The sequence below is a fragment of the Ectothiorhodospira sp. 9100 genome, from assembly GCF_022227565.1.
Classification (GTDB): Bacteria; Pseudomonadota; Gammaproteobacteria; order Ectothiorhodospirales; family Ectothiorhodospiraceae; genus Ectothiorhodospira; species Ectothiorhodospira marina.
The window spans coordinates 49,333-75,471 of record NZ_JAJNAN010000003.1 but is presented as its reverse complement, the minus strand read 5'-3'; the positions used below and the strand labels follow the sequence as shown (position 1 = coordinate 75,471).

The following is a 26,139-nucleotide window of genomic DNA, read 5'->3' as shown; positions in this document are numbered from 1 at the left end:
CCCGTTGGAATCCCGCGTTTAACCGTATCGTGGTGCAAGAGGCCCTGATCCTAGAGGGCGAACGCCAGGATCAGCACCAGCAGGCCGATGATCATGGCGAAGGCATAGTGGTACAGGTAACCCGTCTGGCCGAGGCGCAGACGACCCGATACCCAGCCCACCGCGCGGGCACTGCCATTGACGATCACCGTATCGATCAGGAGCGTGTCGCCAAAGCGCCACAGCCATTCCCCCAGACGACGCGCCCCGCCGGCGAACACGGCATCATTGAACTCGTCGAACCCGTATTTGCGATCCAGGATGTTGTAGGCCCAGGGCAGAGTGTCGCGGGCCCTCTGGGCCAGGTCCGGCCGTTTCATGTAAACGAACCAGGCAGTCCCCAGACCCGCCATGGCCAGCCAGAAGGGAGGCATCATGAGGCCATGGACCATGTGCCCCAGGACACCGTGATATCCCTCTCCCAGCATGGCCAGCACATCGCGACTCTCGTCCACATACAGGGCCTCGGCGAAGAAGTCACCAAACAGCAGGGGACCCACGAAGTACCCGGCCAGCACCGACGGGATGGCCAGCAGGATCAAAGGCACGGTGACCACCCAGGGTGATTCCTGAGGCGTACCGCCATGCCCATGTCCATGCCCGTGATCATCCTCATGCCCCCCGTGACCATGATCCATTCCTGACGCCTGCCGGAAACGCTCCTCACCATGGAACACCATGAAGAACATGCGGAAGGTGTAGAGGGCTGTCACGAAGACGCCCGCCAGGATCAGCACGTAAGCCAGGCTGGCGCCCGGAATCGAGGACATATGCACCGCCTCGATAATGCCGTCCTTGGAGAAGAACCCGGAGAACCCCGGGAAGCCGATCAAGGCCAGGGATCCGATCAGGGCGGTGACATAGGTGATCGGCATGTACTTGCGCAATCCCCCCATGCGGCGCATGTCCTGCTCGTGATGCAGGGCCATGATCACCGACCCGGCGGCCAGGAACAGCAAGGCCTTGAAGAAGGCATGTGTTGTCAGATGGAAGATGCCGGCGGCATAGGCCGAAGCCCCCAGGGCCACCGTCATGTAACCCAGTTGGGAGAGCGTGGAATAGGCCACCACCCGCTTGATATCATTCTGGACCAGGCCGATCAGACCCATGAAGAAGGCAGTGATGGCGCCAATGATCAGGATGAAGCTCAGGGCCACCATCGAGTATTCATATAATGGAGACACACGGGCCACCATGAAGATACCCGCGGTCACCATGGTGGCGGCGTGGATCAGGGCCGAGATGGGTGTGGGGCCCTCCATGGAGTCTGGCAGCCATACGTGCAGGGGCACCTGTGCGGATTTGGCCATGGCGCCGATGAACAGGAGAATGCAGGCCACGGTTAGTAGCGACCACTCGCTGCCCGGCAGGATGCTGATGGTGGCATCGGCCATGGTATCGGCCTGGGCGAAGACTTCCATGTAATCCAGGCTGGCGGTATGAAAGACCACGGCACCGATTCCCAGGACAAAGGCGAAGTCGCCCACCCGGTTGACGATGAAGGCCTTCATGTTGGCGTAGATGGCCGAGGGCCGCTTGAACCAGAAGCCGATCAGCAGGTACGAGACCAGGCCCACCGCCTCCCAGCCGAAGAACAGCTGCAGGAAGTTGTTGGCCATCACCAGCATCAGCATGGAGAAGGTGAACAGGGAGATCAGCGCAAAGAAACGCTGGTAACCCGGATCATCCCGCATGTAGCCGATGGTGTACACGTGCACCATCAACGACACGAACGTGACCACCAGCATCATCATGGCGGTGAGATTATCCACCAGGAAACCGATCTCGAAACGGATGCCGTCACTCACCAGCCAGGTGTAAACGGTCTCGTTATGGATCGCCCCTCCGGCCATGGCGTGGTACCAGAAGACCACCAACGAGAGCACGAAGGAGAGGGCCACACCGGCCGTCGTGACACTGTGAGCACCCACGCGTCCTACCTGACGTCCGAAGAGTCCGGCAACGATGGCACCCAACAAGGGCGCCAGCACGATGGCAAGATAGAGCGTCTCCATGTCTTACCCCTTCATCTCGTCCAGATCCTGGACATTGATGGTCTCTCGGTTACGGAACACCAGGACCAGGATGGCCAGCCCGATGGCCGCCTCGGCAGCGGCCACGGTGAGGATGAAGAACACGAACACCTGGCCGGCGAGATCCCCCAGGTAGTGGGAGAAGGCCACGAAATTCATGTTCACCGCCAGGAGCATCAGTTCGATGCACATGAGCAGAATGATCAGGTTTTTCCGGTTCAGGAAGATCCCGGTCACGCTGAGCGCGAACAGAATCGCCCCCAGAACGAGGTAATGCGACAGAGGAATCATGCTTGGTCCCGTTGTTGGCCCTGCGCAGGTCTCTCGACGGTGCCCGCTCGGGTGGTTTTGTTCAGCCCTGACTTCCCGGCTCCGGCGGTGTCACCGAACCGGAGCGCCTTCTACCCTTATTTCTTTTCCGATTCCATTTTCACCATGCGTACCCGGTCTTCACGCCGAATACGGATCTGCCTGGCCGGATCCATGTACCGGCTGTCGGGGCGTCGCCGCAGGGTCAGCACGATGGCAGCGATGATGGCCACCAGCAGGATCACCGCGGCAATCTCGAACGGATAGACATACTCCGTATACAGCAACTGCCCCAGGGCCTCGGTGTTGCTGTAATCGGCGCCGGCCGGGGCCGGTGGTTCCACCTGGAACACCTTGGCGCCCACCACCATGGCCATGACGGCCATCATGCCCACGGCCACCACCAGGCCCACTGGCAGGAGCTTCATGAAGCCCTGGCGGATACGGGACATGTTGATGTCCAGCATCATGACCACGAACAGGAACAGCACCATGACCGCGCCCACGTACACCAGCACCAGGAGGATGCCCAGAAATTCCGCTTCCAACATGATCCAGTGGGCAGCCGTGGCGACAAAGGCGAGCACCAGAAACAGCGCTGAGTGCACCGGGTTGCGCACGGTGATCACCGCCACGGCGGATCCCACCAGGACCACCGAGAAGAAATAGAACAGGAACGCTTCAAAAGTCATGTGATCCGGGGCCTCCTCATCAACGGTAGGGCGCATCGGCCGCCCGGGCCGCGGCGATCTCTTGTTCGTACTTGTCGCCGATGGCCAGGAGCTTGTCCTTGGTCATGATCTGCTCACCCCGGTTTTCAAAGTGATAATGCTGGATGTGAGTCTCCACGATCGAATCCACCGGACAGGCCTCCTCGCAGAACCCGCAATAAATGCACTTGAACAGATCGATGTCGTAACGTGTGGTGCGCCGGGTGCCATCATCACGCGGCTCCGACTCGATGGTAATGGCCAGCGCCGGACACACGGCCTCGCAGAGCTTGCAGGCTATGCAGCGCTCCTCGCCATTGGGATAACGGCGCAGGGCGTGCAGGCCGCGAAACCGGGGCGAGATAGGGGTTGTCTCGTCCGGGTATTGCACCGTGATCTTGCGCTCGAACAGGTGGCGGCCGGTCAATTTCATGCCCAGCAGCAGCTCCCAGAGCAGGAAGGTCTTGAAGAACTGACGAATGGCCGTGCCCATGATGAAAACCTCCTTCACGCGAACCAGGGGCCGATGCCGATGGCCACGGCGGCGCCCGCGACAAACAGCCAGACAATGGTCACGGGAATAAGCACCTTCCAGCCCAGGCGCATGATGTGGTCATAGCGGTACCGGGGGAAGGTGGCGCGGAACCAAAGGAAACAGAACAGGAAGAAGGCCGTCTTCATCAGGAACCAGTGGATGCCACTGTCGAGAAGCCAGCCGAGCACCGGGATGGTGAAGACGGAGTCGGGCAGGATCCCCTCGAACGGCGACAGCCACCCACCCAGGAACAGCAGGGCCGTCAGGGCAGAGATCAGGATCATGTTGGCGTATTCAGCCAGGAAGAACACGGCAAACGCCATGCCCGAGTACTCCACATGGAAGCCCGCAACGATCTCCGACTCCCCTTCCGCCACGTCAAAGGGGGCGCGATTGGTCTCTGCCACACCGGAGATGAAGTACACCAGGAACAGAGGGAACAGAGGCAGCAGGAACCAGTGATAGACGCTGCCCTGCTGAGCCATCACGATCTCCCCCACGTTGAGACTGCCAGCGGCCATGATCACGCCCACCAGGGCAAACCCCATGGCAATCTCGTAGGAGATAATCTGGGCCGCCGAGCGCATGGAACCCAGCAGCGCGTAGCGGGAGTTGGAGGCCCAGCCCGCGATGATGATGCCGTACACTCCCATGGAGGTGAGGGCCAGCAGGAAAAGCAGCCCCGCGTTGATATCCGCCAGCACCATCCCGTTGTCGAAGGGAACCACCGCCCACGCCGCCAGCGCCGGGGCAATCGACAGAACCGGCGCAATCAGGAATAGATAGCGGTTGGCATTGGTGGGGATCACCACTTCCTTGGTGAGCAACTTGAGTGCGTCCGCGATAGGCTGCAGCCAGCCCCGTGGACCGACCCGATTGGGGCCCACCCGCACCTGGATGTAGCCGATGATCTTGCGCTCGGCGAAGGTGGTATAGGCCACCGCCAGCATCAGCGGTGTCAAGATCGCCATGATCTTGAGGTTGATCTGCACGATCAACGGCAACCCTTCCCAGAACTGAATCATGGCTTGCTGCATGCTTGAACCCTGATCGTCAAACCTTGTGGAATTCCACCGGCCCGTGGGACGGCCCCAGGCCGCTGGTGACACTGACGCCCGCAGGCAGCCAGGCACACCCCTCGGGGATGCTCTCATCGATCACCAGCGACAGGCGGGCGGTCAGCTTGCCCTGGCGCACCACCACCTCGGTGGCGTCGGCCAGATCCAGGCTGCGCGCCTGGGCGGCATTGATCCGCGCCGCATCAGCATCGCCGGCGTCTGGCGTGGCCTGCAGCGGCAGCGAGCGGCGCACCAGCGAATCCACGTCATATAGCCCCACGGATGACACCCGCTGCAGACCGGCCGCCTTGGGTGGTACCGGCAGCTTGCTGCCATCATGCTGAACCCGGGTGTCAAAATCGTTCACACCGGCCTCGGCCAGACGCGCCTTGACCTCATCGCGAACCTGTTCGGACGACAGATACTCAAAGCCGGCCAGATCGCTCATGTTGCCCAACACCCGCAGCACCTTCCAGGCGGGGCGTGCCTCACCCGGAGGCGTGGCCGCCCCCTTCACACTCTGCCAGCGACCCTCGGCATTCACGTAGGTACCGGCGGTCTCGGCAAAGGTGGATATGGGCAGGAGCACATGGGCCACCTTGCGCAAGGACTCCCCGGCAAAGGGCGTCAGGGCCACCACGAAGTCGGCCTGCTCCAGGGCCTGCATCGCCTGGGCGGGATCGGCGCAGTCCAGATCGGGCTCCACGTTCAGCAGAACGCACCCCTTGGGCGAGCCGGACAGCCACTCACCCGCCGACTGGCCGGCCGTGTCCAGGGACGCGCCCCCGGGCCCCCGATGGGGCACGGCGCCGACCAGCCAGGCACCCGAGGCGTTGCCACCCTCGGAGAGATACCCCAGGGTGGCCCCGGTCAGGTCGGCGATGACGCCTGCCAGGGCGCGCAGGAGCGAGAACTGGGGGTGATGCTGAGCCTGGATGCCCAGCAGGATGCGGGCACCCCCCTCCCCTGCCAGCTTTTCGGCCATGGTGCGGGCCTCATCGGTGACCTGGGCCGCCTTGAGCAGGTCCGCGAACCCGCGCGGGGTGCTGCCACCCGCCTTTTCCAGAGCCGCGGCGGCCACCGCCGCCAGCGTCATCACCATGCCCTGGGGATCGACCACCACCTGAGGGGCCACCGGGAAATGGAACGGGAAGTCGCGGGAATGGATGGCCATGATGGCCGCGCCCGCCAGCGCCGCCTTACGCAGACGATGCGCCGCCATGGGCTGATCCTTACGAATGTTGCTCCCCACCAGAAGACAGGCAGACACCTGCTCCAGGGACTCCAGACTCCCTCCCAGATAGGGGAATAGCGGGGCGCGTTCCTGATCCGAGAAGTCGGATTGGCGCAGGCGGTGATCCAGATGATGGATCCCCAGGCCACGCAGCCATTGCTGCGCCAGATAGAGTTCCTCCAGGCTGGCCTGGGGGGAAAGCAAGGCCCCGCAGGCTTCGGCGGGCTGGGCCCGCAATCCTTCCACCACCCGGGTCAGGGCGGTCTCCCAATCGGTGGGTACCCATTCACCCTTCTGGCGGATCATCGGTTGGGTCAGGCGATCCTCGACGGACAGCCCGGTATAACTGAAGCGGTCCCGGTCAGAGATCCAGGTTTCATTGACGCCATCATTGCGCCGGGGCACAACGCGCATGGCCTGCCCGTTGTAGGTGTGCAGATAGAGATTCGACCCCACGCAGTCATGGGGGGCCACGGTGGCGTGCTGCATCAATTCCCAGGCCCGGTAGGTGAAACGCGAGGGCTTGGCAGTGAGGGCGCCCACCGGGCACAGATCGATCACGTTACCCGACAGTTCGGAGGCCACCGTCTTGGCCACGAAGGTGCCGATTTCCATGTTCTCGCCGCGGCCCGTGGCGCCCAGTTCGCGCATGCCGGCGATCTCTTCGCCAAAGCGCACGCAGCGGGTGCAATGGATGCAGCGGGTCATCTCCGTGGCGATCAGCGGGCCGATGTCCTGGTCCTTGACCGCCCGCTTGGGTTCGCTGTAGCGGGAGATATCCTCCCCAAAGCCCATGGATACGTCCTGCAACTCGCACTCCCCGCCCTGGTCACAGACCGGGCAGTCCAGGGGATGATTGATCAGCAAAAACTCCATGGTGGCCTTCTGTGCGGCCAGGGCCTTGGGCGAGCGCGTGTAGACCTTCATGCCCTCGGCCACCGGCGTGGCGCAGGCGGGCATGGGCTTGGGCGCCCGCTCCACCTCCACCAGGCACATGCGGCAGTTGGCGGCCACGGACAGCTTGTCGTGATAACAGAACCGGGGGATATGGATCCCCGCCGCGTCTGTCGCACGGATCAGCATGCTCCCCTTTTCCGCCTTCAAGGGGATACCGTTGACCTCGAAATTGACCAGATCCTCACTCATGCTTCGCTTCCCGTTGCACCGAACGCCATGGGTCAGGCCGCGTCTGCCACCAGACTACGGCCATGCTCGATGTAGTGTTGGAACTCGTGCCTGAAGTGCTTGACGAAACTGCGCACCGGCATGGCGGCAGCGTCCCCCAGGGCACAGATGGTGCGACCCTCGATCTTGGCGGCCACGTCGTCCAGACGTTCCAGATCTTCCATGCGACCCTGCCCCTCAACGATCCGGGTCAGTACACGATACAACCACCCGGTGCCTTCCCGGCAGGGCGTGCACTGGCCGCAGGACTCGGCGAAGTAGAACCGCGAGATCCGTTGCAGCGCCTTGACCATGTCGGTGGTCTCGTCCATCACGATGACGGCCCCGGATCCAAGCATGGAGCCCGCCTTGACGATGGCGTCGTAATCCATGTTGGTCTTGAGCATGATATCTCCGGGCACCACGGGCACCGAAGAGCCACCCGGGATCACGGCCTTGAGCTTGCGCCCCTTCCAGACGCCACCGGCCATCTCCAGCAATTCGCTGAAGGGCGTGCCCAGGGGCACCTCGAAATTGCCGGGCTTTTCCACATGACCGGATACCGAGAACAGCTTCTCGCCCCCGGATCGCTCGACCCCCATGTCGGCAAACCACTGCCCACCCTCGCGGAGGATGATCGGCACCGAGGCCAGGGTCTCGGTATTGTTGATGGTGGTGGGACGACCGTAGAGCCCGAAGTTGGCCGGGAACGGCGGCTTGAAGCGCGGCATTCCCTTCTTGCCTTCCAGCGACTCCAGCAGCGCGGTTTCCTCGCCGCAGATATAGGCACCGGCCCCCAGCGTGGGATACAGGTCGAAATCGATACCGGAGCCCTGGATGTTCCTGCCCAGCCAGCCGTTGTCGTAGGCCTCCTTCACGGCCTGAGCGAAACGCTGATAGGGCTCATCCATGAATTCGCCGCGCAGATAGTTGTAGCCCACTGTGGCGCCAATGGCGAAGCCGGCAATGGCCATGCCCTCCACCACCGCATGCGGGTTGTAGCGCAGGATATCGCGGTCCTTGCAGGTCCCCGGTTCGGATTCATCGGAGTTGCAGACCACATATTTTTGTCCCGGCGCCGTGCGGGGCATGAAGCTCCACTTGAGGCCCGCGGGGAAACCAGCCCCCCCCCGCCCACGCAGGTTGGAGGCCTTCACCTCCTCGATCACGGCCTCCTGGGACAACTCACCCTTGAGGATCTTTCCCAGGGCCTGGTAGCCCCCCACCTTGAGGTAGTTCTCATAGGTCCAGGGCTCGTCATAACCCCGCGTGTTGAAACAAATACGATTCGCCATGGCCGCCTCAGTCCAGCTTGTCGAGAATCTCATCCACCTTCTCGGGGGTGAGATGCTCGTGATAGACGTGATCCACCTGCATCATGGGAGCGCCACAACAGCCGGCCAGGCACTCCTCCTCTCGCTTGAGGAAGAAACGACCATCCGGGGTCGATTCACCCAGGCCCACGCCCAGTTTCTGCTCCAGGTGTTCCAGGATCTTGTCCCCACCGCGCAGCATGCAGGAGATGTTGGTGCACACGGAAATGCTGTGCTTACCCACTGGCTCCAGTTCGAACATGGAGTAAAAACTCCCCACCTCATACACGGCGATCTCGGACATGCCGATATAGTCGGCCACCGCATCCATCATCTGTGTGGAGAGGTGACCCTGCTCGTGCTGGACCGCCCGCAGTGCGCCCAACACAGCGGATTGGCGCTGATCCTCCGGATAACGGGCAAGCCAGTCGTCGATCTCATGGCGGACATGCTCGCTGAGCAGGTCGGACTTACGTTGGGTCGGGTTGGCTGACATCAGCGGTCGATCTCCCCAAAAACGATATCCAGGCTGCCGATCAGGGTGACTACGTCGGCCAGCATGTGCCCTCGGGACATTTCATCCAGGGCCGAGAGGTGCACGTAGCCCGGCGGACGCACCTTCACCCGATAGGGCTTGTTGGCCCCATCGGAAATCATGTAAACACCAAACTCGCCCTTGGGATGTTCCACGGCCGCGTAGGACTCGCCTGCCGGCACGCAGTACCCCTCGGTGAACAGCTTGAAGTGATGAATCAGGGATTCCATGTCCGCCTTCATCTCTTCCCGGGGCGGGGCCATGATCTTGCGATCATCCAGGCGCACCGGGCCGGGGTTGTTCTTCAGCCACTCCACGCACTGACGGATGATCCGGTTGGATTGGCGCATCTCTTCCATGCGCACCAGATAGCGATCATAGGAATCGCCGTTCACACCCACCGGGATGTCGAAGTCCAGGCGATCGTAGGCGGCATAGGGTTGTTTCTTGCGCAGATCCCATTCCACACCGGAACCGCGCAGCATCGGCCCGGTAAAGCCCAGTTGCAGCGCTCGCTCCGGACCGACCACGCCGATGCCTACCGTGCGCTGCCGCCAGATACGGTTTTCGGTCAGCAAGGTCTCGTATTCATCCACCTTGGTGGGAAAGCGCTCGGTGAAGGATTCGATGAAATCCAGCAGTGAGCCCTGGCGATCCTGGTTAAGCACCGCCACATCCGCCTTGCTCTTCCAGCGGGAAGGCTGATACTGGGCCATGGTGCCGGGCAGATCCCGGGCCACGCCGCCGGGTCTGTAGTAAGTGGCGTGCATGCGCGATCCGCTCACCGCCTCGTAGCAGTCGATCAAATCCTCCCGCTCACGGAAACAGTAAAGGAACATGGTCATGGCACCCACGTCCAGGGCATGGGTGCCCAGCCACAGAAGGTGATTGAGGATGCGGGTGATCTCGTCGAACATCACCCGGATGTATTGGGCGCGCAGCGGGGGTTCGATGCCCAGCAGACGTTCGATGGCCAGGCAATAGCCGTGCTCATTGCACATCATGGACATGTAATCGAGCCGGTCCATGTAACCGATACTCTGGTTGTAGGGCTTGCTCTCGGCCAGCTTCTCCGTCCCGCGATGCAGCAAACCAATATGCGGATCGGCGCGTTGCACCACCTCGCCATCCATCTCCAGCACCAGGCGCAGCACGCCGTGGGCCGCCGGATGCTGGGGACCGAAGTTCAGGGTATAGTTGCGAATCTCAGGCATCGGCGGATGTCTCCTCGGCCGAGTCATCCAGATAACGGTGGTCGTTGCGGATGACCCGGGGCACCAGCACGCGGGGCTCGATGGTCACCGGCTGATAGATCACGCGCTGCTGTTCCGGGTCGTAACGCATTTCCACATGCCCCACCAATGGGAAGTCCTTGCGGAAGGGATGGCCCACAAAACCGTAGTCGGTGAGAATCCGACGTAAATCCGGGTGACCCTCGAAGATGATCCCGTAGAGGTCGAAGGCCTCACGCTCGAACCAGTTGGCGGAGGACCAGATCTCCACCACCGAGGGCACCGAGGGAAACTCGTCCTCGGGACAGAAGCAGCGCACCCGCAATCGGTGGTTATGGGAAATGGAAAGCAGGTGATAGACCGCGGCGAAACGCGGACCCTGGTGCTGTCCGGCATCCGGGGCTTCGTCGAAGGTGAAGCGACCAAAGGTGGCCTCTTCCACACCGCGGCTGAAACCCTCACTGCTGGACGTCTCCGTGGCCCACTCGGTCACACCATAGGCCATGTAGTCCACCCCGCAGACATCGACGAGCATCTCGAAGCGCAGCTCGGGATCGTCCCGTAGCATGCGCGCCAGAGGGTGCCAATCGCCTGGTGCCACCTGCAGCGTGATTTCACCACACTCCTGGGTGAGACCCTGCAGCCGGCCCTTGAATTTTTTCTCCAGGCACGCGGCCAGTCTGTCGAGTTTCTCGCTCATCATGAGATCCTGGCTGGAGACCGCCCGTCAGCGGGCGATGGTGTGAGTGCGACGGATCTTGTTCTGCAGTTGCAGGATTCCGTACAGCAGCGCTTCGGCAGTGGGTGGGCACCCGGGGACATAGATATCCACCGGAACAATGCGATCGCAGCCACGCACCACGGCGTAGGAGTAGTGATAGTAACCGCCACCATTGGCACACGACCCCATGGAAATGACCCATCGGGGTTCCGGCATCTGGTCATAGACCTTGCGCAGCGCGGGGGCCATCTTGTTGACCAGCGTCCCCGCAACAATCATGACATCCGATTGCCTGGGACTGGGACGGAACATCACGCCCATGCGGTCCATGTCATAACGTGCCGCACCGGTGTGCATCATCTCGATGGCGCAACAGGCCAGACCGAAGGTCATGGGCCACAGGGAACCCGTGCGGGCCCAGTTGATCAGTTTGTCGGCAGAGGTGGTGACAAAGCCTTTTTCAAGGACGCCTTCTATTCCCATTCCAGGGCCCCCTTCTTCCACTCGTAAATGAACCCGATCACCAGGATACCCAGGAACATGGCCATGGCGAGAAGCCCGAACAATCCTATGGAATCCAGGGAGACGGCCCAGGGAAAGAGAAACGCGATTTCCAGATCGAAGATAATAAAGAGGATGGCCACCAGGTAGAACCTGATGTCAAACTTGATGCGGGAGTCCTCAAAGGCCTCGAAACCGCATTCGTAAGGGGAACCCTTGGCGGCGTCAGGGCGATGGGGCCCCACTGCCATGCCCAGAGCGAGAGGAATCACCCCAACGAGCACGCCGATGCCGATGAATACCAGTATAGGCAGGTAGTTTTCGAGCATGTTCCTCTCCTCCCACCCCATGGCGATGCATGCGGCAGGCCTCGGTGACGCTATGTGTGCATGCGTTGGCACGCATGCCACTTAGTTTTTAGTTATCTGGGCCGCTGGAAAGTGCCCTGAATTCCTCAAAGCCCGGGGGAGTCTATGGCACCCGTTATAAGGGTGTCAAGCATTAGAATAAACTAATTCATTGATACTGCTGGATTTTTTTGTGCAGCGCCGCAAGAAATGGCCAGAACGGCTGCGTCGCTCGAAAAAGAATGGTGCAGATGGCCGGACTCGAACCGGCACGGCTTTCGCCACCGCCCCCTCAAGACGGCGTGTCTACCAATTCCACCACATCTGCACGATGCATCACGAACGCGGGGCCTTTGAGTTCCCGCTTCACCCAAGGCAACACGATGCCGCCATGGGTGACTCCTCCTCCCAACTCCTCTGGGCAGGCCTGTAGGTGGCCTGCCTGGGTGGCGTCCCTCTTAGTTGGGGACGTCCACCGGACCGGTATCCTGCCCGGAATCATCATCTTCCGGAGGCATGGTGGCCGGCTGCTCAACACGCTGGGGTGTCGTATCGATCAGATCGATGACGCTCGGGGCCTCTGGTCGGTTGGCCACCATGTAGGTGAGCACCAGACTGCTGATGATGAACCCCGTGGCGGTCAGTGCCGTGGCACGAGTGAGCAGATTGGCTGACCCCCGGGCCCCGAAAACGGTAGCCGAAGCGCCGCTGCCAAAGGCCGCTCCCGCATCGGCTCCCTTGCCGTGCTGCAAGAGCACCAGCACGATCAAACCGATGGACAAGACTACCTGAACTACCAATAGAATGCTATACAGCATGGTTTATCCTGCTTGACTGGCGGCCTTGCAGATCGCAAGGAAGTCAGCCGCCTTGAGTGAGGCGCCGCCGATCAGGCCACCATCGATATCCGCTTGGTTGAACAACTCGGCCGCGTTGTCGGCTTTAACGCTGCCTCCATAGAGAATTTGCACACCTGCCGCCACCGCGGCGTCATGCTCAGCCAGACGCCCTCGGACGAAGGCGTGCACGGCCTGGGCCTGATCCGGCGTGGCGGTGCGCCCGGTACCAATCGCCCAGACGGGCTCATAGGCGACCACCGCGTCACGAAACGCCCCGATGCCCTCCAACTCCAGCACGGCATCCAACTGACGGGCCACCACCGCTTCGGTGACGTCCCGTTCGCGCTCATCCAGCAACTCGCCAACGCACAGGATGGGCCTCAGCCCATGACGGCGCGCCGCCGCGAACTTGCGGGCCGTGAAGGCGTCATCCTCACCATAGAGGGTACGCCGCTCGGAATGGCCCACGATCACGTACTGGCAATCCAGATCTTTGAGCATAGCCCCGGACACCTCACCGGTGTGGGCACCCTCATCCTGATCCGAGAGATCCTGGGCACCCAGAGCAATCCCTGGCCCCACCAGACCGGCCACCTGCTCCAGGTAGACGAACGGCGGACAGACTGCCACCTCGACCGAATCGAGATGACCCACCTGGGCCACCACATCCTGCATCAGGGCCTGGTTCATCGACCGTGAACCATTCATCTTCCAGTTACCAGCCACCAGGGGTCTACGCATGGATCATCTCCGTGAATTGGACACCCACCCGGCCGAACACAGAGGATACCTCACTCCCTGAAGGAAGCGATCCTTCCACTGTCATCCCCGGATCATGAAGCGGGGAATCCTACCTGCGCGCGGCCGATAAATCAATTTCAGGATGCGCGCTCGGCGGCCTGGCGAACACGATCCGCCAGATCCTGCGCCAGACGTCCCACCAGGGCCATGTCGTATCCTTCCACCATCACCCTCACTAGCGGCTCGGTGCCCGACGGCCTGAGCAGCACACGACCGCGGCCGGAGAGGGTGGATTCCGCATCCCGGACCGCCTCGCAGACCGCTTGTGTCTCCAGCAGGCCATGCGGGCGGGCATTGGGATTGACGGACACGTTCACCAGGGTCTGAGGATATTTTTCCATACCCCGCTGCAGTTCGGACAGGGGTCGCCCGGTGGCACCCATCACTTCAAGGATCTGCAGTGCCGAAATGATTCCATCGCCGGTACAGGTACGGTCCAGGCAAATGAGGTGCCCGGAAGACTCCCCCCCCAGCAGCCAGCCTTCGTGATGCAGAGCCTCCATCACGTAGCGGTCACCCACAGCCACCCGCCTGAAGGGAATGCCGGCCGAGTCCATGGCCTGCTCCAGGCCCAGGTTGCTCATCAGGGTGCCCACCACCCCACCATGCAGGATGCCATCCCGGTGGCGCGCCAGGGCAATGATACACAAGGCCTGATCCCCATCCACCACATCACCACGCTCGTCCACCAGGATGAGGCGGTCTCCGTCACCATCCAGGGCAATCCCCAGATCGGCCTTGTGGGACAATACGGCGGCCTGCAACTCGCGAGGATGCAGTGCCCCGCAGCCTTCGTTGATGTTGAAGCCATCGGGCCGGACCCCGACCGGAATCACCTCGGCGCCAAGTTCTTCAAACACATGGGGCGCCACGCCGTAGGTTGCCCCGTTGGCGCAATCCACGACGATCCGCAGGCCGTGAAAATGGGTGCCGGTGGGAATGGTGCTCTTGCAGAATTCGATATAGCGCCCGGCAGCATCCACCACCCGCTCCACCTTGCCCAGATCCGCGGAATCCACCGTCTCCATGGGCTGCTCCAGGGTGGCCTCAATGGCCAGTTCCACCGAATCCGGAAGCTTGTTGCCGTTGGTGGAGAAGAACTTGAATCCGTTGTCATAGTAGGGGTTATGCGAGGCACTGATGACGATGCCCGCAGAAGCCCGGAAGGTACGGGCAAGATAAGCCACTGCAGGGGTCGGCATGGGCCCCAACAAGCGGATATCCACTCCAGCCGCCGACAGCCCGGCCTCCAGGGCCGATTCAAACATGTATCCGGACACACGGGTATCCTTGCCAATCAGTACCAGCCCTTCGCCGTCGGGCGCCAGCACCCGCCCCGCCGCCCAGCCCAGGCGCAGCGCAAAGTCCGGAGTCATCGGGTAACGCCCTACCCGTCCGCGAATGCCGTCAGTGCCAAAATACTGCCTTTCCTGAGTCATGTATCCAAGCCTGTCCTGATCAAGAGCTAGTGGGGGTGCGGTGGGGCCAGGCAACGCGCCTGCCCGACATTCAGAGGGTGAACGGCGGCCCGGCGGCCCTGAGCACACGCAGGGCGTCCCTGGTGGCAGCCACATCATGCACGCGAAGGATGGAGGCCCCACGCTGCGCGGCGAGCAGGGCCGCGGCCACGCTGCCCTGGATCCGCTCTGCCACCGGCCGTTCACCACCCAGCATCCGGTCGATCATGGTCTTGCGAGACATCCCCACCAACAGCGGCAAGCCCTCCACAGCCAGCTCCGGGAAACGTCTCAACAGGGTGAGATTGTGCTCCAGGTTCTTGCCAAAGCCAAAACCCGGATCCAGCAGCAGTCTCGCCGCAGGAATGCCGGCGGCGCGACAGGCCATCACGCGCTCCGCCAGAAAATCGCGCACCTCGGCCACCACATCCTGATACTGCGGATTCACCTGCATGCTGCGGGGCTGACCCTGCATGTGCATCAGGCAAACGGGCACCCCACACCGGGCGGCCATCTCCAGGGCGCCCGGATCCTGCAGGGCGCGCACATCGTTGATCAGGGTGGCGCCTGCCGCGCAGGCCGCCCGCATCACTTCGGCCTTGCTGGTATCCACGGAGATCGGCACCGGCAGTCGCGGCGCCAGGACCTCGATGATGGGCACCACCCGGGTCAGCTCCTCCTCGACAGGAACAGCACCCGCACCGGGTCGAGTGGACTCGCCCCCCACATCGATGAAATCCGCCCCCGCCTCCACCATGGCGAGCGCATGCTCGATGGCCTGGGCCGGATGGAGGTGGGCGCCCCCATCGGAGAAGGAGTCCGGGGTGACGTTGAGGATGCCCATGATACGGGGCTCGGTGAAATCGACGCTGTACTGACCAAACTGCATGACGAAACCCTGGCGGGGAAAGTCAGGGATCATAACCGGGCACGGGCCCTCATGGCCATGCCGGCGCCCAGACACAGCGAAGCCGCCCAGAACATAAGGGCGGCTTCGCTCTCTTGCGGAGCCAACGGGCCGCCAGAAGGCGGCCCAGCGACTCAGGTCTGGCTGGCGGGACCGCCAATCATGCCCTTGCCTTCCTTGTCCTTGCCCTGATCGTCGCCCTGAGCACTGGCATCACCATCACCGGAACCTGGCTCATCCCCGCCGGTCCAGCCGTCCGGGTCCCGGGGTTCACGACCTTCCATGATGTCGTTGATCTGCTCCACATCGATGGTCTCGTATTTCATGAGCGCCTGCGACATGGTGTGCAGTTTTTCCAGGTGTTCCTCCAGGATGCTCTTGGCCCGCTCGTAGCTGGTATCGATCACCCGGCGAATCTCCTCATCGATGGCGTGCGCCGTCTCGTCGGACATCTGCTTGTGCTGCGTGACCTGCCGCCCCAGGAAGACCTCGCCTTCTTCCTCACCATAGGACAACGGACCCAGGCGATCCGACAACCCCCATTTGGTCACCATGTTGCGGGCAATGGAGGTCGCCCGCTCGATGTCGTTGGAGGCCCCGGTAGTCACCTTGTCCGGCCCGAAGATGATTTCCTCCGCGATCCGGCCGCCGAACAGGGAACAGATCTGGCTTTCCAGTCGCGTCTTGCTGTGACTGTAGCGGTCTTCATCGGGCAGGAACATGGTGACACCCAGGGCCCGGCCGCGGGGGATGATGCTCACCTTGTAGACCGGATCGTGTTCCGGCACCAGGCGACCCACGATGGCATGACCCGCTTCATGATAGGCCGTGAGCTTCTTCTCGTCCTCACTCATGACCATGGACTTGCGCTCGGCGCCCATCATGATCTTGTCCTTGGCCCGCTCGAAGTCGATCATCTCCACGAGGCGCTTGTTGGCCCGCGCGGCGAACAGGGCAGCCTCGTTGACCAGGTTGGCCAGGTCGGCTCCCGAGAAGCCGGGGGTGCCACGGGCGATGAGGTCGGCCCGGACATTGTCATCCACCGGCACCTTGCGCATGTGCACCTTGAGGATCTGCTCTCGACCCCGCACATCCGGCAGGGGCACCACCACCTGGCGGTCAAAACGACCGGGTCGCAGCAATGCCGGGTCGAGCACATCGGGGCGGTTGGTGGCAGCAATGACGATGATGCCCTCCGTCCCCTCGAAACCATCCATTTCCACCAGGAGCTGGTTCAGTGTTTGTTCGCGCTCATCATGGCCACCGCCCATGCCAGCGCCACGCTGGCGACCCACGGCATCGATCTCGTCGATGAAGATGATGCAGGGCGCATGCTTCTTGGCCTGCTCGAACATGTCACGCACTCGCGAGGCGCCCACGCCCACGAACATCTCCACGAAGTCCGAGCCGGAGATGCTGAAGAAGGGCACCTTGGCTTCACCGGCGATGGCCTTGGCCAGCAGGGTCTTACCGGTACCGGGAGAGCCCACCATGAGCACACCGCGGGGGATCTTGCCGCCCAGCTTCTGGAACTTGCTGGGATCGCGCAGGAAGTCCACCAGCTCGCTGACCTCTTCCTTGGCCTCGTCACAGCCGGCAACATCGGTGAAGGTGATCTTCACCTGGTCCTCGCTCATCATGCGCGCCTTGCTCTTGCCGAAGGACATGGCACCGCGACCGCCGGCACCACCCTGCATCTGCCGCATGAAGTAGATCCAGACACCGATCAGCAACAGGAACGGGAACCAACTGATGAGGATATCCGTCAACAACGACCGCTCGGCGGGCTCTTCGACGCGGATCTCCACATTGCTGTTGAGCAGGTCGCCGATCAGGCCCGGATCATTCGGGGTATGGGTGCGGAATTGCTCCCCATTGATGGTGCGCCCCTCAATGGTCTTGTCCTCGATAAAGACACTATCGATGCGTCCGGCCTTCACCTCGCTGATGAATTCCGAATAGGACCAGGCCTGGGCTTCCTGCTGCTGCGGTGTGAAGTTATTGAACACCGACATCAGCACGATTGCGATAACCGCCCAGATAATCAGGTTTTTTACCAGCTCGTTCAAGGGTCTACCTCGACTATTCCGTGGTGTACTGTTGGTTTTACAGACCTTACACCAGTTTGCGGCCCCTGGCCAACGCATACACCTCGCGGGAACGGGCTCGGGAGGCCTGAGGTTTGCGGATCTGCACCTTGTTGAATTGCCCGCGCAGGGTCCTCACGTACGCGTCGAACCCTTCGCCATGGAAGATTTTGACCAGGAAATCCCCACCAGGTTTCAATACGCGCCCGGCAGTATCCAGTGCCAGCTCTGCCAGGTACATGGCACGTGGCTGATCGACGGCGTCCACTCCACTGATATTGGGGGCCATATCGGAAAGCACAAGGTCAACGGGCTCATCTCCCATCTCGGCGCCCATGGCAGCCAGGATGGTATCGAGCACCTCGTCCTCGCGAAAATCGCCCTGCACAAAGGTCACCCCCTCCAGGGGTGCCATTTCCAGGATGTCCGAGGCAATCACGCAGCCCTTGCGACCCACCAAGCCCGCAGCATACTGACTCCATCCTCCGGGCGCCGATCCCAGATCCAGCACCCGCATCCCCGACCGGATCAATCGATCCCGCTCCTGGATCTCCTGGAGCTTGTATACGGCGCGACAGCGCCAACCCTCTTCCTGGGCCTGCTGCACATAGGGGTCGCTAAAATGTTCCTTGAGCCAGCGCTGGCTGCTTTTGCTGCGGGACATGATTGGCAGAATCTGTGAGTGGGAATGACGGTTCAGGATACCCTAATGGGTTACGCCTCGGGGGATAGCTACTTGAGAGTTGAGGTGAGAGCCCTCAAACTGCGCGGCCTGTTCATCCTAGTCGGAACCCTGTAGCCACCATGCCCACCCCACAGCAGATCAAACACCTCCGCGCCCTGGCCCACGACAAGAAACCCGTGGTCAGCCTCGGCCGGCACGGCCTGACCGATGCCGTGCTGGAAGAACTCGACATCGCCCTGAACCATCATGAACTGATCAAGGTCAAGGTGGGCGTGGGCGATCGGGAACTGAGGGATCAGGTGGTAACGCAGATGTGCGAGCGCAGCGGTGCCGCGCTGGTGCAGCGGATCGGCAACATCGCCACGCTGTTTCGGCGCAATCCGGAGAAACCGGTGGTGAAACTGCCCTGATTCTCAGGCACCCATAGAATGAGGGGGAAGGATCGGCGTCGCGCCTACCTCCCCCTCATCCCTGGCCCTTCTCCCCGCGGGGGAGAAGGGAGCAAAAAAGGGGGGGGGTGTCCCCGCTTTGAAGCCCCTCTCCCCCGTGGGGAGAGGGGTTGGGGTGAGGGGGCGCTCACACATACCGGACGGCGACGATCTCGTAGTGCTTTTCCCCCGCCGGGGCATTGAAGGTGATCTCGTCACCCTCCTCCTTACCGATCAGGGCGCGGGCAATGGGTGAATTCACGGAGATTCGGCCCGCCTTGATATCCGCCTCATCGTCCCCGACGATCTGGTATTTGACCTCCTGATCCGTATCCAGATCCAGCAGTTCCACCGTGGCACCAAAGACCACCTTGCCACCCGCGTTCAGCGTGGTCACATCGATGATCTGGGCATTGGAAAGCTTGCCCTCCAGTTCCTTGATGCGCCCCTCGATGAACCCCTGCTGCTCCCGGGCGGCATGATACTCGGCATTCTCCTTGAGATCGCCGTGCGCCCGAGCTTCGGAAATGGCGGCGATCACCCGGGGGCGATCCTCGCTCTTGAGCTTTTGCAGCTCTGCCTTGAGCAGTTCGGCCCCGCGGACCGTCAGCGGCGTCTTGCTCATGCCAGGTTCTCCTTATGCATGTCCTGCAGGCAGTACACATTCTCACTGTCCAGGAAGGACAAGGCCTCAACGGTGGCAAAGGCACCCGCCAGCGTGGTGGTGTAGCTCACCTTGTGTTGCAGCGCCTCGCGGCGAATCGTGTAGGAATCGGCAATGGCCTGCCTGCCCTCGGTGGTATTGATGATCAGACTGATCTCGTCGTTCTTGATCATGTCGACGATATGCGGCCGCCCTTCAGTTACCTTATTGATGCGCTTGCAGGCGATGCCGGCGTCCTCGAGAACCTGCGCCGTCCCCCGGGTGGCGATCAACTCGAAGCCCTTGTCGGCCAATTGACGCACCACATCGGCAATACCGTCCTTGTCAGCATCGCGCACGCTGATGAAGGCCTTGCCTGATGTGGGCAGGGTCACACCCGCGCCCAGCTGACTCTTGGCGAAGGCCTCGGGGAAGCTACGACCCACACCCATCACCTCACCAGTGGACTTCATTTCGGGGCCCAGGATGGGGTCCACGCCAGGGAACTTGATGAACGGGAACACCGCCTCCTTCACGGAGAAATACTTGGGCCGGATCACATCGGTCACGCCCTGTTCAGCCAGGCTACGACCCGCCATGCAGCGCGCGGCGATCTTGGCCAGGGGCATGCCGATGGCCTTGGAGACGAAGGGCACGGTGCGTGAGGCCCGCGGATTCACCTCCAGCACGAAGATCTTGTTGCCGCCCTGAACGGCGAACTGGGTGTTCATCAGCCCCACCACATTCAGGCCCACGGCCATCTTGCGCACCTGCTCGGCAATCTCGTCCTGCAACTCCATGCTCAGGCTGTACGGGGGCAAGGAGCAGGCGGAATCACCGGAGTGCACGCCGGCCTGTTCGATATGCTGCATGATGCCGCCGATGACCACTTCCTTGCCGTCGCTGATGGCGTCCACGTCCACCTCGACGGCATCATCCAGGAAGCGGTCCAGCAGCACCGGGGCATCATTGGACACCTGCACAGCATCGCGCATGTAGCGGCGCAGGTCAGTCTCGTTGTAGACAATCTCCATGGCCCGACCGCCCAGCACATACGAGGGGCGCACCACCACCGGGAAGCCGATGGCCTCGGCGTGGCGCACAGCCTCTTCCACGCTGCGGGCGGTGCGGTTGGGCGGCTGAATCAGATCCAGTTCATTGATCAGGTTCTGGAAACGCTCCCGGTCCTCGGCCAGGTCGATGGAGTCCGGAGTGGTGCCGATCACGGGCGCGCCGGCGGCCTCCAGATCCCGGGCCAGCTTCAGCGGGGTCTGGCCACCGAACTGGATGATGATCCCCTTGGGCTGCTCCAGATGCACGATCTCCAGCACATCCTCCAGGGTGAGGGGCTCGAAGAACAGGCGGTCGGAGGTATCGTAATCAGTGGACACGGTCTCCGGGTTGCAATTGACCATGATGGTCTCATAGCCATCCTCACGCATGGCCAGGGCCGCGTGCACACAGCAATAGTCGAACTCGATACCCTGGCCGATGCGGTTGGGGCCGCCCCCGAGCACCATGATCTTTTCCCGACCCGAGGGCTCGGCCTCGCATTCCTCCTCGTAGGTGGAATACATGTAGGCCGTGGTGGAGGCAAACTCGGCGGCACAGGTATCCACCCGCTTGTAGACCGGATGGACCTTGAGGCCGTGGCGGTACTCACGCACGGTGCGCTCGGTCTCGTTCAGCAGGGTGGCCAGACGGCGGTCAGAGAAGCCGTACTGCTTGAGGCGGAACATCTCCAGGGCATCGACGCTCTTGAGCGAGCGATCCTTGAGGGACTGCTCGATCGCCACCAGTTCCTGGATCTGCTCCAGGAACCAGGGGTCGATCCAGGTCATCTCCACCAACTGTTCCACGCTGTAGCCCAAACGGAAGGCGTCGGCGGCATACCAGATCCGTTCCGGGCCGGGATCGGCCAGGCGGGCGCGCACCTGAGCGTCAGCGTCCTCGCTACCCAGGTCCACCTTGCCATTGAGGCCATCGTTGCCCGTCTCCAGGCTGCGCAGCGCCTTCTGGAAGGACTCCTGAAAAGTCCGACCGATGGCCATGGCCTCACCCACCGACTTCATCTGCGTGGTCAGCCTGGCCTCGGCACTGGGGAATTTCTCGAAGGTGAACCGCGGGATCTTGGTGACCACGTAGTCGATGGAGGGCTCAAACGACGCCGGCGTGACACCACCGGTGATCTCGTTGCGCAACTCATCCAGGGTAAAGCCCACGGCCAGTTTGGCCGCCACCTTGGCGATGGGGAAACCCGTGGCCTTGGAGGCCAGGGCCGAGGAGCGGGATACCCGGGGGTTCATCTCGATGACCACCAGGCGGCCATTTTCCGGGTTCACGGCAAACTGCACGTTGGACCCACCGGTTTCCACACCGATCTTGCGCAGCACCGCCACGGAGGCGTCGCGCATGATCTGGTATTCCTTGTCGGTGAGGGTCTGGGCCGGCGCCACGGTGATGGAGTCACCGGTATGCACCCCCATGGGGTCCAGGTTTTCGATGGAGCAGATGATGATGCAGTTGTCCGCCTTGTCGCGGACCACCTCCATCTCGAACTCCTTCCACCCCAGAACGGACTCCTCCACCTGCACCTCGTTCACCGGAGAGAGATCCAGGCCGCGCTTGACGATGTCTTCGTATTCCTCGCGGTTGTAGGCGATGCCGCCACCGCTGCCCCCCATGGTGAACGAGGGCCGAATGATGATGGGATAGCCGATCTGGGGCTGAACCCTCTGGGCCTCCTCCCAACTGTTGACCATGTGGGCCACCGGACTGTCCAGCCCGATCTCGCTCATGGCCTCGCGGAAGCGTTGCCGGTCCTCGGCCATGTCGATGGCATCCTCGGAAGCCCCGATGAGTTTGACCCCATGCTTGTCCAGTACGCCATGTTTGGCCAGGTCCAGGGCACAGTTCAGGGCCGTCTGCCCCCCCATGGTGGGCAGGACCGCATCCGGCTTCTCGCGGGCAATGATGCGCGACACGGTCTTCCATTCCACCGGCTCGATGTACACCGCATCGGCCATCTCCGGGTCCGTCATGATGGTGGCCGGGTTGGAGTTCACCAGGATCACCCGGTAGCCCTCCTCGCGCAGGGCCTTGCAGGCCTGGGCACCGGAATAGTCGAACTCGCAGGCCTGGCCGATGACGATGGGGCCGGCACCGAGGATCAGGATGCTCTTCAGATCGGTTCTCTTGGGCATGGAATGTCTTACCGTGGGCAACGCGGCGCGCCAGGCGCGCCGGTGGGCGAATGGGGTCTGGCGGAGCCGGAGACCACCGGCGTCCTCAGGACGCGCGGGATCTCATCATGTCAATGAACCGGTCGAATTCCGGGGCCACGTCGGTGGGCCCCGGCGAGGCCTCCGGGTGTCCCTGAAAACTGCGTGCCGGACGATCGGTAAGCTCAATACCCTGCAGGGTGCCATCGAACAGGGAGCGGTGCGTGGGTCGCACGTTGTCCGGCAGGTTGGCATCGTCCAGGGCAAAACCGTGGTTCTGGCTGGAGATCATCACCCGTTGGCTGTCCAGATCCTGGACCGGATGATTGGCGCCATGGTGGCCGAATTTCATCTTCAGGGAGCGAGCGCCCGTGGCCAATCCCAGCAGCTGATGGCCCAGGCAGATGCCGAAGACAGGGACCTCCTTGTGGTCCAGCACCTCCCGGATGGCCGCAATGGCGTAATCGCACGGCTCCGGGTCACCGGGACCGTTGGAAAGCAGCACGCCATCAGGCTTGAGAGCCAGCACTTCGGCTGCCGGGGTCCTGGCGGGCACCACGGTGATGCGGCACCCGCGATCCACCAGCATGCGCAGAATGTTGCGCTTGGTACCAAAATCATAGGCCACCACGTGGTAGGGCTGATCCTCGGGGGCCTTGCGATGTCCCTCTCCCAGCACCCAGGTACCCTCGTCCCAGGTGTAGCTCTCCTGGGTGGTGACTTCCTTGGCCAGATCCATGCCCTTGAGCCCGGCAAAGCCCCGGGCAGCCTCGATGGCCTTCTGCGCATCCACCGCACCCGCCATGATGCATCCGTTCTGGGCACCCTTTTCACGCAGCAGACGGGTCAGACGCCGGGTATCCACGCCACTGATGGCCACGACACCGTGACGGGCCAGGTAATCCGGCAGACTCTCTGTGGCCCGCCAATTGGACATACGCGCAGGCACATGGCGCACGATCAACCCGGCTGCCTGGGGCGCGGCGGATTCCTCGTCCTCCGGGTTGACCCCGGTGTTGCCGATGTGCGGATAGGTGAGCGTGACCAACTGACGCGAATAGGAAGGATCGGTGAGGATCTCCTGATAGCCGGTCATGGCGGTGTTGAACACCACCTCGCCCACGGTGAGACCTTCAGCACCCACGGCATAACCGTGAAAGAGGCTGCCATCTTCCAATGCCAACAAGGCGGGTGTGGTTTTCAAGCTGACCTCCGACACGCATACAGACGGGGCGGGACGAGACCAGCCCGACCAGCCCGGATGGGATTAGACAGAAACGTAAGGATGACGAAATAGTAGCGGATCCGGCCTGGGGGTGTCCAATGCCACCCCGCGGCGCCAGGCCCTGACATCAGCGCAGACCCAGCACGTCCTGCATGTCGTAAAGCCCGGCCGGGCGCCCCGCCAGCCAAGTGGCGGCACGGGCAGCCCCCTTGGCGAAGGTCATGCGGCTGGAGGCCTTGTGGGTGATCTCCACCCGCTCCCCCAGGCCGGCAAACATGACCGTATGCTCGCCGACGATATCACCGGCTCGAATGGTCTCGAAGCCGATGGTTTGACAATCCCGCTCCCCGGTGACGCCTTCACGACCATAGACGGCGCAGTCCTTGAGATCACGCCCCAGGGCCGAGGCCACCACCTCCCCCATGCGCAGGGCCGTGCCGGAGGGGGCGTCCACCTTGTGGCGGTGATGGGCCTCCACCACTTCCACATCCACCTCATCCCCCAGCACCCGGGCGGCCATGTCCAGCAATTGCAGGCACAGGTTGACGCCCACGCTCATGTTGGGCGCGAAGACCACCGGGATGTCCCGGGCCGCCTCGCTGATCCGCGCCTTCTGCTCATCGGTGAAGCCGGTGGTACCAATGATGATCCCCCGTCCTGCCTGACGGCAGATCTCCAGATGGGCCAGGGTGCCTTCTGGCCGCGTGAAGTCGATGAGCAGGTCGAAATCTTCGGTCAGTGCAGCCAGATCCGACGCCAGGGCCACCCCCAGGCGCCCCTGACCCGCCAGTTCTCCGGCATCGCTCCCCAGCAGGCTGCTCTCAGGCTGTTCCGTGGCCACGGTCAGTTCCAGACCCGGCGCCTGGCCCACGGCCTCGATCAGGGTCCGGCCCATGCGACCACCGGCACCGACGATGGCGATACGTGCAGGGGTCATGACTTTCTCCAGAATTTCAGATCTTCAAAAAAGCCCTTCACGCCATCCAGCCAGCCCTCGTGTTGCGGGCTATGGCGCTCGCCGCCGGCCTTCATGCTGACCTCGAACTGCTGCAGCAGTTCCTTCTGCTCCTTGGTGAGATTGATGGGGGTTTCCAGCTTCACGCTGCAGATCATGTCGCCCTCGGCGCCGCCATGCACCGAACGCACCCCCTTGCCCCGCAGCCGGAACAGCCGCCCGGTCTGAGTTTCCGGTGGAACCTTCAGGGCGACCCGACCCTTGAGGGTGGGGATCTCCAGTTCGCCACCCAGGGTGGCGGTGGCAAAGCTGATGGGCACCTCGCAGTACAAGTCGCTGCCCTTACGGGTAAATATCTGGTGGGGCTTCACATGCACCTGCACATAAAGATCCCCGGACGGGCCGCCATTGATACCGGCCTCGCCCTCACCCGACAGGCGGATGCGGTCGCCACTGTCCACGCCGGGTGGCACGGTCACCGTCAGCGTGCGGCGCTCTTCCACACGACCCTGTCCACGACAGGTACCACAGGGCTTGGGAATGATCTTGCCGGTCCCCCGGCAACGGGGGCAGGTCTGCTGCACGGAGAAAAACCCCTGCTGCATGCGGACGCGGCCCATGCCGCCGCAGGTGTCACAGGTCTCCGGCGTGGTGCCGGGCGCGGCGCCACTGCCATTGCAGGCCTGACAGGTGGACAGGGTGGGCACGCGAATCTTCACGTCCGTACCGAACACCGCCTCCTCGAGGGTCATCTCCAGGTTGTACTGGAGATCGGATCCGCGGAAGGCGCCACTGCCACCACCGCCCCGGGCGCTGGTACCAAAGATATCGCCAAAGATGTCCTCGAAGATATCGCTGAAGCTGCCACCACCAGCCCCACCGCCACCTCCGCCACCTCCGCCACCGCGGACCCCATCCACGCCGGCGTGACCGAACTGGTCATAGGCAGCCCGCTTGCGGGCATCGGAGAGCACCTCGTAGGCCTCACGGGCCTCCTTGAAACGGTCCTCCGCCTGCTTGTCACCGGGATTGCGATCCGGGTGATATTTCATGGCCATCCGCCGGAAGGCCTTTTTGAGCGCGTCCTCGCTGGCGTTCTTCGCCACCCCCAGGACTTCGTAATAGTCGCGTTTTGCCATGATTACCGTGGGTCACTCAGA

At 62.5% G+C, this 26,139-nt stretch carries 24 protein-coding genes and 1 tRNA gene; 1 reads left to right on the top strand and 24 read right to left on the bottom strand.

The window, feature by feature from the left end; all coding sequences use genetic code 11:
* Positions 1–50: 50 nt before the first annotated feature.
* The 19 genes from nuoL to rlmE form a co-directional block, all read right to left on the bottom strand.
* On the bottom strand, positions 51–2,054 hold the full coding sequence (nuoL, locus tag LPW29_RS01950; protein WP_238626576.1) for an NADH-quinone oxidoreductase subunit L: 2,004 nt from the start codon (positions 2,052–2,054) through the stop codon (positions 51–53).
* Positions 2,055–2,057: 3 nt separating this feature from the next.
* Positions 2,058–2,363: an NADH-quinone oxidoreductase subunit NuoK gene (gene nuoK, locus LPW29_RS01945; RefSeq protein ID WP_025280946.1), complete on the bottom strand. Its 306-nt coding sequence runs from the start codon at positions 2,361–2,363 to the stop codon at positions 2,058–2,060.
* Positions 2,364–2,479: 116 nt separating this feature from the next.
* Positions 2,480–3,073: an NADH-quinone oxidoreductase subunit J gene (locus tag LPW29_RS01940; RefSeq protein ID WP_090250447.1), complete on the bottom strand. Its 594-nt coding sequence runs from the start codon at positions 3,071–3,073 to the stop codon at positions 2,480–2,482.
* A gap of 19 nt (positions 3,074–3,092) precedes the next feature.
* The gene (gene nuoI, locus LPW29_RS01935; protein ID WP_090249466.1) at positions 3,093–3,584 is read right to left on the bottom strand and encodes an NADH-quinone oxidoreductase subunit NuoI; all 492 of its coding nucleotides are present in this window, start codon (positions 3,582–3,584) and stop codon (positions 3,093–3,095) included.
* A gap of 14 nt (positions 3,585–3,598) precedes the next feature.
* Positions 3,599–4,663 (bottom strand): NADH-quinone oxidoreductase subunit NuoH, encoded by a 1,065-nt coding sequence (gene nuoH / locus LPW29_RS01930; RefSeq protein ID WP_238626575.1) that lies wholly within the window; start codon positions 4,661–4,663, stop codon positions 3,599–3,601.
* A 16-nt stretch (positions 4,664–4,679) separates the two neighbouring features.
* A complete protein-coding gene (nuoG, locus tag LPW29_RS01925; protein ID WP_238626574.1) occupies positions 4,680–7,064 on the bottom strand; it encodes an NADH-quinone oxidoreductase subunit NuoG in 2,385 nt (794 codons plus the stop codon).
* A 32-nt stretch (positions 7,065–7,096) separates the two neighbouring features.
* The gene (nuoF, locus tag LPW29_RS01920; protein WP_090249457.1) at positions 7,097–8,377 is read right to left on the bottom strand and encodes an NADH-quinone oxidoreductase subunit NuoF; all 1,281 of its coding nucleotides are present in this window, start codon (positions 8,375–8,377) and stop codon (positions 7,097–7,099) included.
* 7 nt (positions 8,378–8,384) lie between these two features.
* Positions 8,385–8,891: an NADH-quinone oxidoreductase subunit NuoE family protein gene (locus tag LPW29_RS01915; RefSeq protein ID WP_238626573.1), complete on the bottom strand. Its 507-nt coding sequence runs from the start codon at positions 8,889–8,891 to the stop codon at positions 8,385–8,387.
* Positions 8,891–10,144, bottom strand: coding sequence for an NADH-quinone oxidoreductase subunit D (locus LPW29_RS01910; protein ID WP_090249452.1), 1,254 nt, complete (start codon positions 10,142–10,144; stop codon positions 8,891–8,893). Before LPW29_RS01910 ends, LPW29_RS01915 begins: the two co-directional genes overlap by 1 nt.
* A complete protein-coding gene (locus tag LPW29_RS01905) occupies positions 10,137–10,862 on the bottom strand; it encodes an NADH-quinone oxidoreductase subunit C (RefSeq protein WP_238626572.1) in 726 nt (241 codons plus the stop codon). Before LPW29_RS01905 ends, LPW29_RS01910 begins: the two co-directional genes overlap by 8 nt.
* A gap of 27 nt (positions 10,863–10,889) precedes the next feature.
* Complete coding sequence (locus tag LPW29_RS01900) at positions 10,890–11,366, bottom strand: NuoB/complex I 20 kDa subunit family protein (protein ID WP_090249446.1); 477 nt, start codon at positions 11,364–11,366, stop codon at positions 10,890–10,892.
* Positions 11,357–11,713, bottom strand: a complete 357-nt coding sequence (locus tag LPW29_RS01895) for an NADH-quinone oxidoreductase subunit A (RefSeq protein WP_090249443.1) — start codon at positions 11,711–11,713, stop codon at positions 11,357–11,359. The genes LPW29_RS01900 and LPW29_RS01895 overlap by 10 nt, the downstream gene beginning before the upstream one ends.
* A gap of 261 nt (positions 11,714–11,974) precedes the next feature.
* Positions 11,975–12,059 (bottom strand) — tRNA-Leu (locus tag LPW29_RS01890).
* A 130-nt stretch (positions 12,060–12,189) separates the two neighbouring features.
* Positions 12,190–12,549, bottom strand: coding sequence for a preprotein translocase subunit SecG (gene secG / locus LPW29_RS01885; RefSeq protein ID WP_090249441.1), 360 nt, complete (start codon positions 12,547–12,549; stop codon positions 12,190–12,192).
* A 3-nt stretch (positions 12,550–12,552) separates the two neighbouring features.
* Positions 12,553–13,311 (bottom strand): triose-phosphate isomerase, encoded by a 759-nt coding sequence (tpiA, locus tag LPW29_RS01880; protein ID WP_238626571.1) that lies wholly within the window; start codon positions 13,309–13,311, stop codon positions 12,553–12,555.
* A gap of 137 nt (positions 13,312–13,448) precedes the next feature.
* The gene (glmM, locus tag LPW29_RS01875; RefSeq protein WP_238626570.1) at positions 13,449–14,810 is read right to left on the bottom strand and encodes a phosphoglucosamine mutase; all 1,362 of its coding nucleotides are present in this window, start codon (positions 14,808–14,810) and stop codon (positions 13,449–13,451) included.
* Positions 14,811–14,880: 70 nt separating this feature from the next.
* Positions 14,881–15,717 (bottom strand): dihydropteroate synthase, encoded by an 837-nt coding sequence (gene folP / locus LPW29_RS01870; RefSeq protein ID WP_238626569.1) that lies wholly within the window; start codon positions 15,715–15,717, stop codon positions 14,881–14,883.
* A gap of 152 nt (positions 15,718–15,869) precedes the next feature.
* Positions 15,870–17,804 carry an ATP-dependent zinc metalloprotease FtsH gene (ftsH, locus tag LPW29_RS01865; protein ID WP_255705327.1) on the bottom strand — a complete coding sequence of 645 codons (1,935 nt, stop codon included), beginning with the start codon at positions 17,802–17,804 and terminating at the stop codon, positions 15,870–15,872.
* Positions 17,805–17,850: 46 nt separating this feature from the next.
* Positions 17,851–18,486: a 23S rRNA (uridine(2552)-2'-O)-methyltransferase RlmE gene (gene rlmE / locus LPW29_RS01860; protein WP_238626568.1), complete on the bottom strand. Its 636-nt coding sequence runs from the start codon at positions 18,484–18,486 to the stop codon at positions 17,851–17,853.
* 140 nt (positions 18,487–18,626) lie between these two features.
* On the opposite strand from rlmE, the gene yhbY reads away from it, so the two are divergent.
* A complete protein-coding gene (gene yhbY / locus LPW29_RS01855; RefSeq protein WP_238626567.1) occupies positions 18,627–18,917 on the top strand; it encodes a ribosome assembly RNA-binding protein YhbY in 291 nt (96 codons plus the stop codon).
* Between the two features lie 166 nt (positions 18,918–19,083).
* Here the strand turns inward: yhbY and greA are convergent, their stop codons facing one another.
* The 5 genes from greA to dnaJ form a co-directional block, all read right to left on the bottom strand.
* A complete protein-coding gene (gene greA, locus LPW29_RS01850) occupies positions 19,084–19,560 on the bottom strand; it encodes a transcription elongation factor GreA (protein WP_090249427.1) in 477 nt (158 codons plus the stop codon).
* Positions 19,557–22,781 carry a carbamoyl-phosphate synthase large subunit gene (gene carB, locus LPW29_RS01845; protein ID WP_238626566.1) on the bottom strand — a complete coding sequence of 1,075 codons (3,225 nt, stop codon included), beginning with the start codon at positions 22,779–22,781 and terminating at the stop codon, positions 19,557–19,559. The genes greA and carB overlap by 4 nt, the downstream gene beginning before the upstream one ends.
* A gap of 85 nt (positions 22,782–22,866) precedes the next feature.
* The gene (carA, locus tag LPW29_RS01840; protein WP_090249421.1) at positions 22,867–24,003 is read right to left on the bottom strand and encodes a glutamine-hydrolyzing carbamoyl-phosphate synthase small subunit; all 1,137 of its coding nucleotides are present in this window, start codon (positions 24,001–24,003) and stop codon (positions 22,867–22,869) included.
* A gap of 148 nt (positions 24,004–24,151) precedes the next feature.
* Positions 24,152–24,961 (bottom strand): 4-hydroxy-tetrahydrodipicolinate reductase, encoded by an 810-nt coding sequence (dapB, locus tag LPW29_RS01835; protein WP_238626565.1) that lies wholly within the window; start codon positions 24,959–24,961, stop codon positions 24,152–24,154.
* Positions 24,958–26,118 carry a molecular chaperone DnaJ gene (dnaJ, locus tag LPW29_RS01830; protein ID WP_238626564.1) on the bottom strand — a complete coding sequence of 387 codons (1,161 nt, stop codon included), beginning with the start codon at positions 26,116–26,118 and terminating at the stop codon, positions 24,958–24,960. The genes dapB and dnaJ overlap by 4 nt, the downstream gene beginning before the upstream one ends.
* Positions 26,119–26,139 lie beyond the last annotated feature (21 nt).

Excerpts from the sequence above, each read along its gene's own strand:
- nuoG (WP_238626574.1), bottom strand. The coding sequence starts at position 7,064 with ATGAGTGAGGATCTGGTCAATTTCGAGGTCAACGGTATCCCCTTGAAG.
- nuoK (WP_025280946.1), bottom strand. The coding sequence starts at position 2,363 with ATGATTCCTCTGTCGCATTACCTCGTTCTGGGGGCGATTCTGTTCGCG.
- dapB (WP_238626565.1), bottom strand. The coding sequence starts at position 24,961 with ATGACCCCTGCACGTATCGCCATCGTCGGTGCCGGTGGTCGCATGGGC.
- LPW29_RS01895 (WP_090249443.1), bottom strand. The coding sequence starts at position 11,713 with ATGCTCGAAAACTACCTGCCTATACTGGTATTCATCGGCATCGGCGTG.
- nuoI (WP_090249466.1), bottom strand. The coding sequence starts at position 3,584 with ATGGGCACGGCCATTCGTCAGTTCTTCAAGACCTTCCTGCTCTGGGAG.
- LPW29_RS01910 (WP_090249452.1), bottom strand. The coding sequence starts at position 10,144 with ATGCCTGAGATTCGCAACTATACCCTGAACTTCGGTCCCCAGCATCCG.
- secG (WP_090249441.1), bottom strand. The coding sequence starts at position 12,549 with ATGCTGTATAGCATTCTATTGGTAGTTCAGGTAGTCTTGTCCATCGGT.
- folP (WP_238626569.1), bottom strand. The coding sequence starts at position 15,717 with ATGCAGTTTGGTCAGTACAGCGTCGATTTCACCGAGCCCCGTATCATG.
- carB (WP_238626566.1), bottom strand. The coding sequence starts at position 22,781 with ATGCCCAAGAGAACCGATCTGAAGAGCATCCTGATCCTCGGTGCCGGC.
- dnaJ (WP_238626564.1), bottom strand. The coding sequence starts at position 26,118 with ATGGCAAAACGCGACTATTACGAAGTCCTGGGGGTGGCGAAGAACGCC.
- tpiA (WP_238626571.1), bottom strand. The coding sequence starts at position 13,311 with ATGCGTAGACCCCTGGTGGCTGGTAACTGGAAGATGAATGGTTCACGG.
- greA (WP_090249427.1), bottom strand. The coding sequence starts at position 19,560 with ATGAGCAAGACGCCGCTGACGGTCCGCGGGGCCGAACTGCTCAAGGCA.
- glmM (WP_238626570.1), bottom strand. The coding sequence starts at position 14,810 with ATGACTCAGGAAAGGCAGTATTTTGGCACTGACGGCATTCGCGGACGG.
- nuoH (WP_238626575.1), bottom strand. The coding sequence starts at position 4,663 with ATGCAGCAAGCCATGATTCAGTTCTGGGAAGGGTTGCCGTTGATCGTG.
- nuoL (WP_238626576.1), bottom strand. The coding sequence starts at position 2,054 with ATGGAGACGCTCTATCTTGCCATCGTGCTGGCGCCCTTGTTGGGTGCC.
- LPW29_RS01940 (WP_090250447.1), bottom strand. The coding sequence starts at position 3,073 with ATGACTTTTGAAGCGTTCCTGTTCTATTTCTTCTCGGTGGTCCTGGTG.
- rlmE (WP_238626568.1), bottom strand. The coding sequence starts at position 18,486 with ATGTCCCGCAGCAAAAGCAGCCAGCGCTGGCTCAAGGAACATTTTAGC.
- nuoF (WP_090249457.1), bottom strand. The coding sequence starts at position 8,377 with ATGGCGAATCGTATTTGTTTCAACACGCGGGGTTATGACGAGCCCTGG.
- LPW29_RS01900 (WP_090249446.1), bottom strand. The coding sequence starts at position 11,366 with ATGGGAATAGAAGGCGTCCTTGAAAAAGGCTTTGTCACCACCTCTGCC.
- yhbY (WP_238626567.1), top strand. The coding sequence starts at position 18,627 with ATGCCCACCCCACAGCAGATCAAACACCTCCGCGCCCTGGCCCACGAC.
- LPW29_RS01915 (WP_238626573.1), bottom strand. The coding sequence starts at position 8,891 with ATGTCAGCCAACCCGACCCAACGTAAGTCCGACCTGCTCAGCGAGCAT.
- LPW29_RS01905 (WP_238626572.1), bottom strand. The coding sequence starts at position 10,862 with ATGAGCGAGAAACTCGACAGACTGGCCGCGTGCCTGGAGAAAAAATTC.